Origin of the sequence: Flavobacterium sp., assembly GCF_043779715.1 — a bacterium.
Classification (GTDB): domain Bacteria; phylum Bacteroidota; class Bacteroidia; order Flavobacteriales; family Flavobacteriaceae; genus Flavobacterium.
In genome coordinates this window covers 1-14,228 of record NZ_JAYWDT010000214.1, presented here as the reverse complement: position 1 = coordinate 14,228, position 14,228 = coordinate 1, and the positions used below count along the sequence as shown (strand labels likewise).

At 34.9% G+C, this 14,228-nt stretch carries 13 protein-coding genes and 1 pseudogene; 12 read left to right on the top strand and 2 right to left on the bottom strand.

Annotation, left to right across the window (positions count from 1 at the left end; genetic code table 11):
• Positions 1–7 precede the first annotated feature (7 nt).
• Positions 8–1,915: an acetate--CoA ligase gene (gene acs / locus ACH2BG_RS10430; RefSeq protein WP_395047632.1), complete on the bottom strand. Its 1,908-nt coding sequence runs from the start codon at positions 1,913–1,915 to the stop codon at positions 8–10.
• A 112-nt stretch (positions 1,916–2,027) separates the two neighbouring features.
• Between acs and ACH2BG_RS10425 the strand changes: the two genes are divergently transcribed.
• The 12 genes from ACH2BG_RS10425 to ACH2BG_RS10370 all read left to right on the top strand — a co-directional run bounded on the left by ACH2BG_RS10425 (position 2,028) and on the right by ACH2BG_RS10370 (position 13,747).
• Positions 2,028–2,630, top strand: coding sequence for a flavin reductase family protein (locus tag ACH2BG_RS10425; RefSeq protein WP_395047631.1), 603 nt, complete (start codon positions 2,028–2,030; stop codon positions 2,628–2,630).
• Positions 2,631–2,636: 6 nt separating this feature from the next.
• Positions 2,637–3,086, top strand: a complete 450-nt coding sequence (locus ACH2BG_RS10420; RefSeq protein ID WP_395047630.1) for an SRPBCC domain-containing protein — start codon at positions 2,637–2,639, stop codon at positions 3,084–3,086.
• A gap of 74 nt (positions 3,087–3,160) precedes the next feature.
• The gene (locus ACH2BG_RS10415; RefSeq protein ID WP_395047629.1) at positions 3,161–5,458 is read left to right on the top strand and encodes an FAD-dependent monooxygenase; all 2,298 of its coding nucleotides are present in this window, start codon (positions 3,161–3,163) and stop codon (positions 5,456–5,458) included.
• Between the two features lie 8 nt (positions 5,459–5,466).
• Positions 5,467–7,068, top strand: coding sequence for an AMP-binding protein (locus ACH2BG_RS10410; protein WP_395047628.1), 1,602 nt, complete (start codon positions 5,467–5,469; stop codon positions 7,066–7,068).
• Between the two features lie 5 nt (positions 7,069–7,073).
• On the top strand, positions 7,074–8,654 hold the full coding sequence (locus tag ACH2BG_RS10405; protein ID WP_395047627.1) for an FMN-binding glutamate synthase family protein: 1,581 nt from the start codon (positions 7,074–7,076) through the stop codon (positions 8,652–8,654).
• 136 nt (positions 8,655–8,790) lie between these two features.
• Positions 8,791–9,213, top strand: a complete 423-nt coding sequence (locus ACH2BG_RS10400) for an acyl-CoA thioesterase (protein WP_395047626.1) — start codon at positions 8,791–8,793, stop codon at positions 9,211–9,213.
• Positions 9,214–9,348: 135 nt separating this feature from the next.
• Positions 9,349–10,329 carry a carbon-nitrogen hydrolase family protein gene (locus ACH2BG_RS10395; protein WP_395047625.1) on the top strand — a complete coding sequence of 327 codons (981 nt, stop codon included), beginning with the start codon at positions 9,349–9,351 and terminating at the stop codon, positions 10,327–10,329.
• 12 nt (positions 10,330–10,341) lie between these two features.
• Positions 10,342–11,451 (top strand): cupin domain-containing protein, encoded by a 1,110-nt coding sequence (locus ACH2BG_RS10390; protein ID WP_395047624.1) that lies wholly within the window; start codon positions 10,342–10,344, stop codon positions 11,449–11,451.
• A gap of 41 nt (positions 11,452–11,492) precedes the next feature.
• Positions 11,493–12,401, top strand: a complete 909-nt coding sequence (locus ACH2BG_RS10385; RefSeq protein WP_395047623.1) for a fumarylacetoacetate hydrolase family protein — start codon at positions 11,493–11,495, stop codon at positions 12,399–12,401.
• Between the two features lie 68 nt (positions 12,402–12,469).
• Positions 12,470–13,216 carry an Asp/Glu racemase gene (locus tag ACH2BG_RS10380; RefSeq protein WP_395047622.1) on the top strand — a complete coding sequence of 249 codons (747 nt, stop codon included), beginning with the start codon at positions 12,470–12,472 and terminating at the stop codon, positions 13,214–13,216.
• A 91-nt stretch (positions 13,217–13,307) separates the two neighbouring features.
• Positions 13,308–13,505 (top strand): hypothetical protein, encoded by a 198-nt coding sequence (locus ACH2BG_RS10375; RefSeq protein ID WP_395047621.1) that lies wholly within the window; start codon positions 13,308–13,310, stop codon positions 13,503–13,505.
• Positions 13,493–13,747 carry a hypothetical protein gene (locus ACH2BG_RS10370; protein WP_395047620.1) on the top strand — a complete coding sequence of 85 codons (255 nt, stop codon included), beginning with the start codon at positions 13,493–13,495 and terminating at the stop codon, positions 13,745–13,747. The genes ACH2BG_RS10375 and ACH2BG_RS10370 overlap by 13 nt, the downstream gene beginning before the upstream one ends.
• Before the next feature lie 99 nt (positions 13,748–13,846).
• On the opposite strand, the pseudogene ACH2BG_RS10365 reads toward ACH2BG_RS10370, so the two are convergent.
• Positions 13,847–14,228: pseudogene (locus ACH2BG_RS10365) on the bottom strand (hypothetical protein); the annotation flags it as partial.

The following is a 14,228-nucleotide window of genomic DNA, read 5'->3' as shown; positions in this document are numbered from 1 at the left end:
AAAAAACCTACAATTTACCATCTTTTATTTCATCAACAATTTCAGGATTTAATAAAGTAGTAATATCTCCAAAATTACTAAAATCTCCTTCAGCAATTTTTCTTAAAATTCTTCTCATTATTTTTCCAGAACGGGTTTTTGGCAAACCAGACACAAACTGAATTTTATCTAACTTAGCAATTGGTCCAATATGGTCGGAAACGTGTTGGTTTATTTCTTTGACAAGATTTGTTTTGTCACGCGTTTCTCCGCTTTCTTTTAGGATCACAAAACCATATAATGCATTTCCTTTTATATCATGAGGAAAACCTACAATCGCACTTTCTGCAACGGCAGGATGCTCATTTATAGCATCTTCTATTGGTGCAGTTCCTAAATTATGCCCAGAAACAATGACCACATCATCTACTCGACCTGTAATTCGGTAATAACCAACTTCGTCACGCAAAGCCCCATCGCCAGTAAAATATTTCCCCGGAAAAGCAGAGAAATAAGTCTCTTTATAACGTTGATGATCTCCCCAAATGGTTCTTGCTATTCCTGGCCAAGGAAACTTGATACACAAACTTCCTGTCACTTGATTTCCTTCTATTTCGTTACGTTTTTCGTCCATCAAAACGGGTTGAATTCCGGGTAATGGTAACGACGCATACGTTGGCTTTGTGGGTGTTACAAAGGCTATTGGCGAAATCATAATACCACCAGTTTCGGTTTGCCACCAAGTATCTACTACTGGGCAACGCTTCCCTCCTACGTGGTCATTGTACCAATGCCAAGCTTCTTCGTTAATAGGTTCGCCTACAGAGCCAATCACTTTCAATGATTTTAATGGATATTTCTGTACATAAGATAAATTTTCTTTTGCTAAAGCACGAATGGCTGTTGGCGCAGTATAAAACTGAGTAACTTTATGTTTTTCTATCACTTCCCAAAAACGAGAAAAATCTGGATATGACGGAACACCTTCAAAAATTACGGTCGTGGCTCCGTTTAATAAAGGTCCGTATAAAATATATGAATGTCCTGTTATCCAACCAATATCGGCTGTGCACCAAAAAATATCGCTTTCTTCATAATTAAAAACATTCTTAAACGTATAAGCTGAATATACCATATAGCCAGCTGTTGTGTGAACCATTCCTTTTGGTTTTCCAGTCGATCCTGAAGTATAAAGTATAAATAACGGATCTTCGGCATCCATAATTTCAGCTACATTATTATCGAGTGCTTCGTCTAAAAGTGGTTGCAACCAAACATCACGATCTTCTTTCATTTTAACTGAAGTGTTGGTTCTTTTTACTACCAACACTTTTTCAACACAAGGACATTTTTCTAAAGCTTCGTCGATAATTCCTTTTAAATCAATAGTTTTTTCGCCACGGAAACCTCCATCGGAAGTGATGACCATTTTACATTCAGAATCATTTATTCTTGAAGCTACTGCCGATGCCGAGAATCCCGCAAACACTACCGAATGGATTGCTCCAATTCTTGCACAAGCCAAGGTTGCAATGGCTAATTCTGGAATCATGGGTAAATAAATACAAACTCTATCTCCTTTTGTAATACCTTGCTCTCGCAATACATTTGCCATTTTAGAAACTAGTACATACAATTCGTTATACGAAATATGTTGTGCTTCTTCAGTCGGATTATTGGGTTCAAAAATAATCGCTGTTTTTTCACCACGACGAGCCAAATGCCTATCGATACAGTTTTTTACGATGTTTACTTTTGCTCCTTTAAACCATTCTATTTTGGCTTCCGCCATATCAAACTCGACTACTTTTTCGCATTCTTGGTACCAAGTAAAGTTTTCGGAAGCAATTTTGCCCCAAAATTTTCTTGGTTCACGAATTGATTTGTTATAATGCTTAAAGTATTGTTCTAGGTTTTGAATTTTATAGTAACTCATAGTTTTTTCTGATAAATGAATTTTTGTAAATTTATAACAAAGTTCACTTCAATATATTTCAAATTCAATATTTTTTTTAGTTTATTTGTAGTAACACAACTTTAAAAAACTAATGGAATTTGATCCTCAAAATCTTGAACAATCTGCTATTTATAAATTGCTAACAGGAGCAGTAATTCCTAGACCTATTGGCTGGATTTCGAGTATTAGTGAAGACGGAATTTTGAATCTTGCTCCGTTTTCTTTTTTTAATGCAGTTGGAGATGATCCGCCACACGTCATGTTTTCGACCGTTCGAGGAAACGATACGAATAAAGATACTTTAAATAATGTCTTAGCAACCAAACAATTTGTGGTAAATATGGTTACCGAAGACTTGGTTGAACAAATGAATACAACTTCGCAACCCATTCCTTCAAACCAAAGTGAATTCGATTTAGCAAACCTCACTCCTATTGCTTCTACAAAAGTAAAACCGCCCAGAGTTAAGGAAAGCCCAATCACGATGGAATGCGAATTAGTACATCATTATACTTTAGAAAATCATAAAACCGGTGGTGCAACTATCATTATTGGACGAATCGTGATGTTTCACGTTGACGAAAGTGTTTTGCTAGATAATTACAAAATAAATTTAGAAACTTACAAACCTGTAGCTCGTTTAGCAGGCTCCAATTATTCCAAATTGGGAGAAATTTTCTCAATCAAAAGATAAGAATTTATGGAAAAATTAGAAATAAACTGCGCGATGCAAATTCAAAAACCAATTCACGAAGTTTTTGAAGCAATCATCATTCCTGAAAAAATGTCTAATTATTTCATTTCTCAAAGTACAGGAATCATGGAAGAAGGAAAAAATCTAATTTGGAAGTTTCCTGAATTCGATTTCGAATGTCCAGTTAAAGTGCAGAAAGTCGAAAAAGACAAATACATTTCTTTTTATTGGGAAAATTCTGGTGTCGATTTATTAGTGGAAATCACGCTTTCAGAAAAAGAAAACAATTCGACTTTAGTTTCTATTTCCGAAAAAAGCATGGAAAATAACGAAGCAGGATTAAAATGGCTTTCCAGAAATTCATTTGGGTGGTCCAATTTTTTGGCTTGCCTAAAAGCTTATTTAGAATACAATATCAATTTGCGTAAAGGTGCATTTGATTTTATGAAAAAATAATAAAACAATAAAAATCCGCGGTCATCAGCGTTTTGCAAAGCAAATCCGTTTTATCCGCGTACCAAAATAAAAATATGAAAATAGCAGTAATTGGTGGTGGTCCAGGTGGGCTTTACTTTTCAATATTAACAAAAAAAGCAATGCCACATTGTCAAATCGATGTGTATGAACGTAACAAACCTGATGATAGTTTCGGTTTTGGTGTAGTTTTTTCAGATGAAACTTTAGGCGAATTCTTAAAACGCGATATGCAATCCTATGAATTAATTCGTAGCAAATTTGCCTATTGGGACGATATTATCATTGCTCGCGATTGTGAAGAAGTAAGTATCGCTGGAAATGGATTTTGTGGTTGTTCTCGAAAAATGTTATTACAATTATTGCAACAACGCTGTAAAGAAGAAGGTGTCAATTTGCATTTCGAACAAAATGTGGATGATTTAGAACAATTCGCAGATGCCGATATGGTTATCGCTTCAGACGGAATTGCAAGTGGAGTTCGTACAAAATATGAAAAAGAATTCGGTACAAAAATCGAAATGAAACAAAACCGTTTTGTTTGGTTAGGTTCAACAAAACCATTAGACGCTTTTACTTATTTTTTTAGAAATACAGAACATGGTTTAATCGTGGCGCATTCGTATCAATACCAAGAAGGAATGAGTACGTGGATTTTTGAATGTTCAGATGAAACCTGGCAAAAATTCAATTTTGAAATCACCAACGAAGAAGATACAATCACTAAAATTTCAGAAATATTCAAAAACGAATTAGACGGTCATTCGCTAATTTCAAATAAATCACATTGGCGACAATTTCCACATGTAACCAACGAAAATTGGTACCATAAAAATATCGTTTTATTAGGTGATGCCAAAGCTACAGCGCATTATTCAATCGGGTCAGGAACAAAACTAGCCATGGATTCAGCTATCGGTTTGTCGGATGCTGTGATTGCCAATCCAACCGATGTGCAAGCAGCTTTTCAACAATATAATAAAAGTCGTAGAAATACGGTTGAAATGATTCAACATGCGGCTTTAGTCTCTTTAGATTGGTTCGAAAACATGAACCGTCACAACCAACATCCGTTTTATAAATTTGCTTTTGGATGTATGACACGTGCTAAAAAAGTAACTTTCGAAAACTTAAGCTTGCGCGATAAATCATTTACTGATAAAGTTTTAGAAGAATTCAATGTCAATAATAATAATAATATCAATGACAAAAATCAATCGGCAGCCTTTTCAACTTTCAAATTAAGAAATTTAGAATTACAAAACCGAATTGTGATGTCGCCAATGGGACAATATTCGGCAGAAAACGGATTGGTAAACGATTGGCATTTCCAACATTATAGCTCAAGAGCAATTGGAGGTTTAGGTTTAATTTTAACCGAAATGACTGCCGTTTCAGAAACTGGAAGAATTACAGAGGGTTGTGCCGGAATTTATAGCGAAAATCAAACTTCAGAATGGAAACGAATTAACGATTTCATTCATCAACATACACAAACTAAAATCGGAATTCAATTAGGACATTCTGGGCGAAAAGGTGCAACAAAAAAACCTTGGGAAGATTCATTTAATGGTACGAGTTGGGAATTACTTTCCGCTTCAGCGATTCCATTTAATGAAAATTCAAAAACGCCTAAAGCAATGACTTTAGCGGATATGGATTTGATAACTTCTCAATTCGTTCAGGCTACAAAAAATGCAAATGAAGCCGATTTCGATATGATTGAATTGCAAGCACATCACGGATTTTTATTGGCTTCTTTCTTGTCGCCATTAACGAATATTAGAACAGATGAATTTGGCGGAAGCATCGAAAACCGATTGAAATTTCCCTTACGAGTTTTCACAGAAATGCGAAATGCTTTCCCAAAAGAAAAACCCATGTCGGTTCGAATTTCAGCAACAGATTGGGCAGAAAACGGAATTTCTGAACAAGATGTAATCACAATGGCAACGGCTTTCAAAAATTCTGGATCGGATATTATCAACGTTTCTACAGGAAATACAGTTGCTGGGCAAAAACCTCAAACGGGAAGAATGTGGCAAACGCCTTTTTCAGATGCGGTGAGAAATACGGTTCATATTCCAACGATAACCGCTGGTTATATTCAAGATATTGATCAAATTAATACGATAATTTTAAACGGTCGTGCCGATTTAGTTGCTTTGGGAAGACCTTTATTATTAGATGCGAATTTTGTGAGAAATGCACAAGCTTACGAGCAATTTCAAGCGACTGATATTCCAAATTCATACAAAATGGGAATTTCTCATTTGTATCCGCTAAAAGCTTCGGAAAGAAAACAAACGGAAGGAATGAAAATAGCTTTAAAACCAAAAAGTAATAAGAAGTAATTAGTGTTATGAAACATTACGAAGATAATTTCGCACATATAAACTTACCTAATCTGGAACTTCAACCAGACTATAAATTCTTGGATTTGCCTCAATTCAATCGTGCAGATTCCGAAGCTTCGGGACTCAATTCTGTGGAAAAATTACTTGATAATCACATTACTGAAGGTCGAGGTAACAACATTTGTATCCGAACTTTCGAAGAAACTTGGACGTATCAAGATTTGTATGAAAAAGCCAATCAAATTGCTAATGTTTTAGTTGACGATTTAGGATTGAAATCGGGAAATCGCGTATTAATTCGTTCCGCAAATAATCCAATGATGGTTGCGTGTTGGTTTGCCGTGTTAAAAGCGGGCGGAATTGTAGTGGCCACAATGCCTTTATTACGTTCCAAAGAATTAACTACAATAATTGATTGCGCCGAAATTTCTCATGCTTTTTGCGATAGCGATTTAGCCGAAGAAATGAATGTAGTCCAATCGAACTTTCTAAAAAAAGTAAGTTTTTATAGAAATTCCGATTTAGAAAAGTTAATGGAAACTAAGCCAAAAACCTTTCAAAATTACCCTTCAAAAGCAAATTCGGTAGCATTAATTGGTTTTACTTCTGGAACAACAGGTTTACCAAAAATGACGGCACATTATCATAAAGACATTTTAAATATTTGTGAAGCTTTTCCACAATATGCTTTGCAGCCGACACAAAAAGATGTTTTCACGGGAAGTCCGCCACTTGGGTTTACGTTCGGTTTAGGCGGATTGGTTTTGTTTCCCATGTATTTTGGCGCTTCCACTTTCTTAATCGAAAAACCAAGTCCTGATTTACTATTAAAAGCGATTCAAGAATATAAAATTACCGTTTGTTTTACAGCGCCAACAGCTTGGCGAATTATCACTACAAAAGTGAATGATTTTGATGTTTCTAGTCTTAGAAAATGTGTTTCGGCTGGAGAAACCTTACCCTTAAAAGTTTGGCAAGATTGGTATGAAGCCACGGGTTTAAAAATCATAGATGGAATCGGTGCGACAGAAATGTTACATATTTTCATTTCATCAAATGAAGAAAACATGAAACCTGGTGCAACAGGATTAGCGATTACAGGTTATGAAGCTAAAATTATCGATGTAAATGGTAACGAATTGCCAAGAAATGAAGCGGGAAGATTAGCAGTTCGCGGTATCACAGGTTGCAAATATTTAAACCGAGAAGAAAAGCAACGGGAATACGTTGAAAATGGTTGGAACATGACAGGTGATATTTTCCGTCAAGATGAAGAAGGTTATTTCTATTTTGTGGCTCGTGGCGATGATATGATTATTTCTTCAGGTTATAATATTGCTGCAATTGAAGTAGAAAGTGTACTTTTAACGCACGAAGATATTCTAGAATGTGCAGTAGTTGGTTTGCCTGATGAAGAACGCGGTATGTTGGTTTGCGCACACATAGTTTTAAAAGAAAAACATAAAGCAACTGATGAGTTAATTAAATCTATTCAACAATGGTTCAAGGAAGTAGCTGCGCCATATAAATATCCTAGAATAATACATTTTGTAGAGAATTTACCTAAAACGGAAACAGGGAAAATTCAAAGATTCAAATTAAAATAAGAGTTATGAGAAAAGTATTTATCATTTTCAGCATTACAATATTATCAATATTGGCTATGTTGATTTATGTAAATTGGAAATTCAGTTTTTTATTACTGATAATTATTCCATTAATTATAATGGGATTATATGATATGTTTCAGTCTAAAATTACTATTCGTAGAAACTTCCCACTTTTAGGCAGAATGCGTTATTTATTACAATCAATTGGCCCTGAAATGCGTCAATATTTCATTGAAACCGATTTAGATGGAAAACCATTTAATCGCTTGCAACGAGATTTAGTATACCACCGAAGTAAAAAAGAAACTGATTCTATGCCTTTCGGAACACAACTTGACGTTTATAAAGAAGGTTACGAATGGATTAATCACAGTATTCGTTCTATTCCTTTTTCGCAAGTAAACGAAAATCCAAGAGTCCATATTGGATCATCACAATGTACAAAACCTTATGATGCTAGCTTGTTTAACATCAGCGCAATGAGTTTTGGTTCATTGAGTAAAAATGCCATTTTAGCATTAAATAATGGGGCAAAACAAGGTGGATTTTACCACAACACGGGCGAAGGCGGATTGTCACCATATCATTTGCAAGGTGGCGATGTAGTTTGGAATATTGGAACAGGATATTTTAGTTGTCGCACAACTGATGGCAAATTTGACTATGAAGAATACATAAAAAGAGCCACTTTAGATAACGTAAAAATGATTGAAATAAAATTCTCGCAAGGAGCAAAACCTGGTCATGGCGGAATTTTACCTAAAGCAAAAGTTACCGATGAAATTGCCGCTATTCGTTTGGTTTCAAAAGGTCATGATATTTTATCACCACCTAGTCATTCTGCTTTCACAACACCTTTAGAATTAATGGATTTTGTAAAATTATTGCGAAAAGGTTCAGGCGGAAAACCCATTGGAATGAAAATTTGCATCGGAAACAAATCAGAATTTTTATCTATTTGTAAAGCAATGGTCGAAACCCAAACCTATCTCGATTTCATCACTGTAGATGGTGGCGAAGGCGGAACTGGTGCGGCACCACAAGAATATTCAGACCACGTAGGAATGCCTTTGCGTGACGCTGTTGCCTTTGTTTATGATGCCCTAAATGGATACGGAATAAAAGACCAAATCAAAATTATTTGTAGTGGAAAAGTTATTACTGGCTTCGATATCATCAGAAATCTTTCTCTAGGTGCCGATTTATGTAATTCAGCACGCGGAATGATGTTCGCTTTGGGTTGCATTCAAGCGTTAGAATGTCACGCCAATACATGTCCGACAGGTGTTGCAACGCAAAATCCAGATTTAATGAAAGGATTAGTTCCCGAAGAAAAAAGCGTTAGAGTAGCAAGATTTCAACACGAAACCGTAAAAAGCGCTATGGATTTAATAGCATCAGCCGGAATAGATCACCCAGACAATGTCGACAGATCGGTTGTGAGTACGAGAGTTATTGTTGGTAAAACGCAAACTTTTGAAGAAATATATCCAGAAATAAAAACTGGCTCATTATTAGACGGAAGCACCGTTCCCAATGAACTATTTAGAGTTTGGAAAAAAGCAAGTGTAGATAAATTTTAGAAGCTATTTCCCGCTATTTGTTGCAAACGTAGTTCACTGAACTCCAATGAAAATAAAAGTGTAGTGAAGTAATCTTTTTTTCGGAGAAAAATCTCAAAAAAGGATTTCCACTGCTATCGGGGCTAAAACACAAAATATGAACCAACCATTTATAAAACAAGAAAAAATTCGTTTCCAGCATGTAGATTATGCAGGAATTGTTTTCTATCCAAGATTTCTAGAAATGCTAAATTGCCTAGTCGAAGATTGGTTCGAAGAAGCATTAGATAGACCATTTTCAAAAATGCACGAAACCAACGGAATTCCAACAGTCGATTTGAAAGTACAGTTTAAAAAAGCCGCTCGTTTAGGAGAAATTCTAACCAAAAAACTTTGGGTAAAAAACTTGGGAAGTGCTTCAATTGTATGCGGATTTTCATTCGAAGATGAACAAGGAAAACTATGTTTAGAAGGCGAAGTAACTTTAGTAAACGTTGCCTTTCAAGAAAATAAAACCGATATCAAAGCAGAACCTTTTAATGAGGAAATGAAAAGTAAAATTTCAAAATATATAGTATAACAACACAGATTTAAAAAATCAGAGAAATCTAACAGGATAAAATTTTAAGAATTTCTTTAATCAGTGTTTAAAAAAATCAGCAATTATACGCGTTTGCAAAGCAATCTGCTTCATCCACGTACCAAAACATAAAAAATGGACTTTAAAAAATTCAAAGCAGCCACCGTTCAAACGGCACCCGTTTTTCTAAACGTAGAAAAAACAGTTGAAAAAGCGATTACATTCATCAAAGAAGCCAGTCAAAATGGAGCGCAACTTATTGCTTTTCCGGAAGTTTTTGTAGCGGGTTATCCGTATTGGAATTGGATTATGACCCCAGTTCAAGGTAGCAAATGGTACGAAAAATTATATAAATGTTCTGTAAAAATAGATGATGAAGCGATGCAACCTTTGTTTCAAGCTGCAAAAGACCATAACATTCACATCGTAATCGGAATTAACGAACGTGGTGATAGTTATGGTGAAATTTACAACACGAATTTAATCATTGATAACAACGGAATCTTAATCGGAAAACACAGAAAGTTAGTGCCAACTTGGGCAGAAAAACTAACGTGGACTTCTGGAGATGGTTCTTCATTAAAAGTATATAACACAGAAATTGGTCCAATTGGAACGTTAGCTTGTGGTGAAAACACGAACACTTTAGCACGTTTTACCTTGCTTTCTCAAGGCGAATTAATTCATATTGCGAATTACATTTCATTACCAGTTGCGCCACCAGATTATAACATGGCTGAAGCAATAAAAATTCGTGCAGCTGCGCATTCTTTCGAAGGAAAATTGTTTACGATTGTTTCGTGTTCAACGGTTTCTAAAGAAATTATGGAAGCGTTAAAAGAAGATGTTCCAAATGTAGAAGAATTACTGACTCGTAAAAACTCGGCTTTTTCTGGATTTATTGGTCCAAATGGCGCTGTAATTGGCGAACCACTAATTGACGACGAAGGAATGGTTTATGCAGATATCGATTTAGAAAAATGCATCCAACCGAAACAAATGCATGATATTCTCGGACATTACAACAGATTTGATATCTTTGATTTGCGAGTAAACATTGCGCCAACTCGAAAAATCACGTTTATCGACAATCACGAGGAATTTAATAAAAGATAGCATTAAAATACTATGGAAGATAAATTTTCAGATGGCCAAATTGGTCGTGCAAGAGTTCAAGATTCACCAGAATTAGTCGCGTATTATAAGGAATTAGAAACGCTTGGCGCTGGTGCATTATGGACAGTTGCCAACGACATCGAACCTTGGGAGCCAAGAAGTTCATCTGTTCCAATGCTTTGGAAATATGACGATTTACGCGAATTAGTTTTAAAATCATCAGAATTAGTAACACCAGAACAAGCGGGAAGACGCGTAGTGTATTTAGTAAACGACAAACGTAAAGATGTTTCGGCAGCAGTGGGTTGGTTGTATACTGGAATTCAAGTCACTCGTCCTGGAGAAAGCACATCAGCGCATAAACACAAAGCATCTGCATTGCGTTTTATTATGGAAGGCGAAGGCGGTTATACTGTGGTAGATGGAAATAAAATCACTTTTGAAGTGAATGATTTCGTAATTACACCTAATTCAACTTGGCACGAACACGGTGTAGAACACGGTGGAAAAACGTGTATTTGGCAAGACGGTTTAGATATTCCGTTAGTAAATGCTTTGGAAGCGAATGATTATGCCGTTTATGATGGAAAACAACCCTTAGAAAAACCGTTGAATTATTCTCCAATAGTTTATGGTTGTGCTGGACTAATTCCAGCAGATAAAACTTGGGACAAACCCTATTCACCATTATTCAAATATTCTTGGAAAAACGTATATCCAGCACTTTTAGAAGCGCAAAAAGCAACAGAAATCAATCCTTTTGATGGAATTTTTATGCAATATTCGAATCCATTAACAGGCGGTCACGTGATGCAAACTATGGGAGCAGCGATGCAATTATTACCAGCTGGTTTCAAAGGGAAAGCACACAAACACACCGGTTCATTCGTATTTCAATGTGCAAAAGGAAAAGGTTTTTCTATCATTAATGGAAAAAGATACGATTGGAAAGAAAGAGATATTTTTTGTGTTCCTTCTTGGGCTTGGCATGAACATCATAATTTATCGGAAACGGAAGATGCATGCTTATTTCAATTCAACGATTTACCAGTAATTGAAAGTTTAGGCTTGTTCCAATCAAGAGAATTAGAAGAGAATAACGGACACCAACAAGTTCAATAACAATAGAAATTACAAAAATCAATAACAATATTTAAAAAGAAATGAAACTACTTACTTATAAAACAGAAACCTCCGAATCACGTTTAGGATTTATTCATAACAATCAGGTTATTGATATGGAAGATTTTGGAGAAATTTCTAATTTTCCATTACCAAATGATATGTTGGATTTAATTGATATGGGATTTGAGATTATTGCTGAAATCACAGAATTAATTTCAGAAACGGAAGAAAAATTCTTCGAAGAAATCTCTTATGAATTAGACGAAGTGACTTTCTTAGCACCAATCGAAAAACCAAGAAAAAACATCATCGGAATTGGGTTAAATTACACAGAACACGTTGCGGAAAGTGCAAGAACTTTAGATACAACAGGAAAATTACCTGCAAAACCAATTATTTTCTCGAAACCTCCAACAACGGTTACAGCTACTAATACTGAAATTATTAAAAACACAAAACTGACTTCTCAATTAGATTGGGAATGTGAATTGGCTGTTGTTATTAGTAAAAAAGGAAAATATGTAGCTAAAGAAGACGCTTTAGATTATGTTTTTGGCTACACGGTAATTAATGATATTTCTGCACGTGATTGTCGTAGAGAAGGGCAATGGATTGTGTCGAAAGGACAAGATACATTTGCACCAATGGGTCCATTTTTAGTGACTAGAGACGAAATCGAGAATCCACATAACTTGAATTTATCTTTAAAAGTAAATGGAATAGAGAAACAAAATTCGAATACGAAATTCTTATTGTTCAATATCAATGATTTGATTGAAGATTTAAGTATTGTTTTCACACTTGAACCTGGAGATATTATCGCAACAGGAACGCCAGCTGGAGTTGGAGCCGGAAGAAATCCACAAGAATTTATGCACGATGGTGATGTAGTTGAAGCAACTGTGGAAGGAATTGGAACAATTGTGAATACGGTTAAAGAAATATAAAAAGTTTTCAGTCTCATTTTTCAGTATTCAAACTGTTAGCTGCGACTGTGACTGTAAACTATATAAAAATGAAATACAGAATAGGACAAATAGTTCCATCATCAAACGTAACGATGGAAACCGAAATACCAGCCATTTTTCGTTCACGCGAAACCATTTTACCAGAGCGTTTTACGTTTCACAGTAGTAGAATGCGTATGAAAAAAGTGACCAAAGAAGAATTGGAAGCGATGGATGCCATGAGTTTAAAATGTGCTCAAGAACTTTCAGATGCTCACGTAGATGTTATGGGTTATGCGTGTTTGGTAGCTATTATGAGCATGGGTCGCGGTTATCACTGCGTTTCAGAAGTCAATTTACATCAGGAAACAATTGCAAACGACTTCCCTACTCCTATTGTAACTTCGGCTGGTGCCTTAATCAATGGATTAAAGGTTTTAGGAGCCAAACAAATTTCGATAATTACGCCATATATGCGTCCATTAACGGATATGGTTGTAGATTATATCGAACATCAAGGAATAAAAGTGAAACAAAGTATTGCTTTGGAAATTCCTGATAATCTTGAAGTTGCAGCACAAAATCCATTAAATTTATTGGAAATATATAAACAATTAGATTTAACTGATATTGATGTTCTAGTAGTTTCCGCTTGCGTTCAAATGCCATCGTTAGAAGCCATCGATTTAATTCAAGCGGAATGTGGTATTCCAGTTACTTCTGCCGCAGTTTGTACCACTTACGAAATGATGAAAAAACTTGGCATCGAACCAAAATCTGCTATTGGTGGCGAATTGCTAAATGGAAAATATTGACACATAATTATATAACAATATTTTAATATTATATAAGAGTTTATCATGCCATTTGTTAGAAATTTGTATTCTAACTAACAAAGAGATGGTCATGGGAACTTTATTTATTTTAGTCAACAATCACGATTTTGATTCTAATCTAAACAATATTATCAGTATTAATTCGAATTTTGAAGAAGACGAGGATGATTATATAGAAGATTTTAATCTTGATTGTGAGCCTCATGATAGTGGGAATTTCAAAAGTGGATATTTTAAATTTAAAAACTTCATATCATGGGAACTTTAAACAATAACGAATCTGGAAAAGACAAATCTGCTCCACATCATGACGGACAAAAAGATTATCAGCATTCAAATCAACGAAATCGGGATAATATTCGTGATAATACCCGAGATCATGAATATAAAGAATATGATAAAACATTGACTAATGACGAAAATTATGATACTAACAGCAAAGTAATAAAGGGAAATCCTGACTTTGATGATACAAATCAAAACGTGGAAAAAAAGGATAAAAAACACTAAATTTTTGTAATATGAACAGTTTATTCAAAACAATTATCGCAGGTTACGGTGCCAAAAAAATGGGCGGAGGCTGTATAGGAATGATTATAATTTTTATAATCATCTATTATCTTTTGGGTCGTTTTTAATTTTTTTTGATTGTTTATACAACTGATAAACCTGAAATATTGCCAAACCTAAGAATAAAATCCAAATTTTGGTTGTTATAAAATTTGGATTTACAATTCCAGTTTTTGTTACTTGTTTTAGTCCAAAAATTAAAGCCAACATCCCTGAAAATGTTCCAAATAAAGTTCCTAGAATATAAGTGATTGCTTCTTTTTTTTCGGAAGATATATAATTCTGATTTAATAAATACAAGTTCCAACTTAGCCAAAATGGTATTTGAGCAAAGTTTAAACAGCTCAAAACAATTCCTGTTACAAATGCTGGATATATTAGAAAATAGTTTGTACTCGTGTAATTATTTGAGCTTTCCCTC

What these genes read in the sequence shown, in the direction of transcription:
- ACH2BG_RS10405 (WP_395047627.1), top strand. Translation starts at nt 7,074, where the DNA reads ATGAGAAAAGTATTTATCATTTTCAGCATTACAATATTATCAATATTG.
- ACH2BG_RS10425 (WP_395047631.1), top strand. Translation starts at nt 2,028, where the DNA reads ATGGAATTTGATCCTCAAAATCTTGAACAATCTGCTATTTATAAATTG.
- ACH2BG_RS10375 (WP_395047621.1), top strand. Translation starts at nt 13,308, where the DNA reads ATGGGAACTTTATTTATTTTAGTCAACAATCACGATTTTGATTCTAAT.
- ACH2BG_RS10395 (WP_395047625.1), top strand. Translation starts at nt 9,349, where the DNA reads ATGGACTTTAAAAAATTCAAAGCAGCCACCGTTCAAACGGCACCCGTT.
- ACH2BG_RS10400 (WP_395047626.1), top strand. Translation starts at nt 8,791, where the DNA reads ATGAACCAACCATTTATAAAACAAGAAAAAATTCGTTTCCAGCATGTA.
- ACH2BG_RS10370 (WP_395047620.1), top strand. Translation starts at nt 13,493, where the DNA reads ATGGGAACTTTAAACAATAACGAATCTGGAAAAGACAAATCTGCTCCA.
- acs (WP_395047632.1), bottom strand. Translation starts at nt 1,915, where the DNA reads ATGAGTTACTATAAAATTCAAAACCTAGAACAATACTTTAAGCATTAT.
- ACH2BG_RS10385 (WP_395047623.1), top strand. Translation starts at nt 11,493, where the DNA reads ATGAAACTACTTACTTATAAAACAGAAACCTCCGAATCACGTTTAGGA.
- ACH2BG_RS10390 (WP_395047624.1), top strand. Translation starts at nt 10,342, where the DNA reads ATGGAAGATAAATTTTCAGATGGCCAAATTGGTCGTGCAAGAGTTCAA.
- ACH2BG_RS10420 (WP_395047630.1), top strand. Translation starts at nt 2,637, where the DNA reads ATGGAAAAATTAGAAATAAACTGCGCGATGCAAATTCAAAAACCAATT.
- ACH2BG_RS10410 (WP_395047628.1), top strand. Translation starts at nt 5,467, where the DNA reads ATGAAACATTACGAAGATAATTTCGCACATATAAACTTACCTAATCTG.
- ACH2BG_RS10415 (WP_395047629.1), top strand. Translation starts at nt 3,161, where the DNA reads ATGAAAATAGCAGTAATTGGTGGTGGTCCAGGTGGGCTTTACTTTTCA.
- ACH2BG_RS10380 (WP_395047622.1), top strand. Translation starts at nt 12,470, where the DNA reads ATGAAATACAGAATAGGACAAATAGTTCCATCATCAAACGTAACGATG.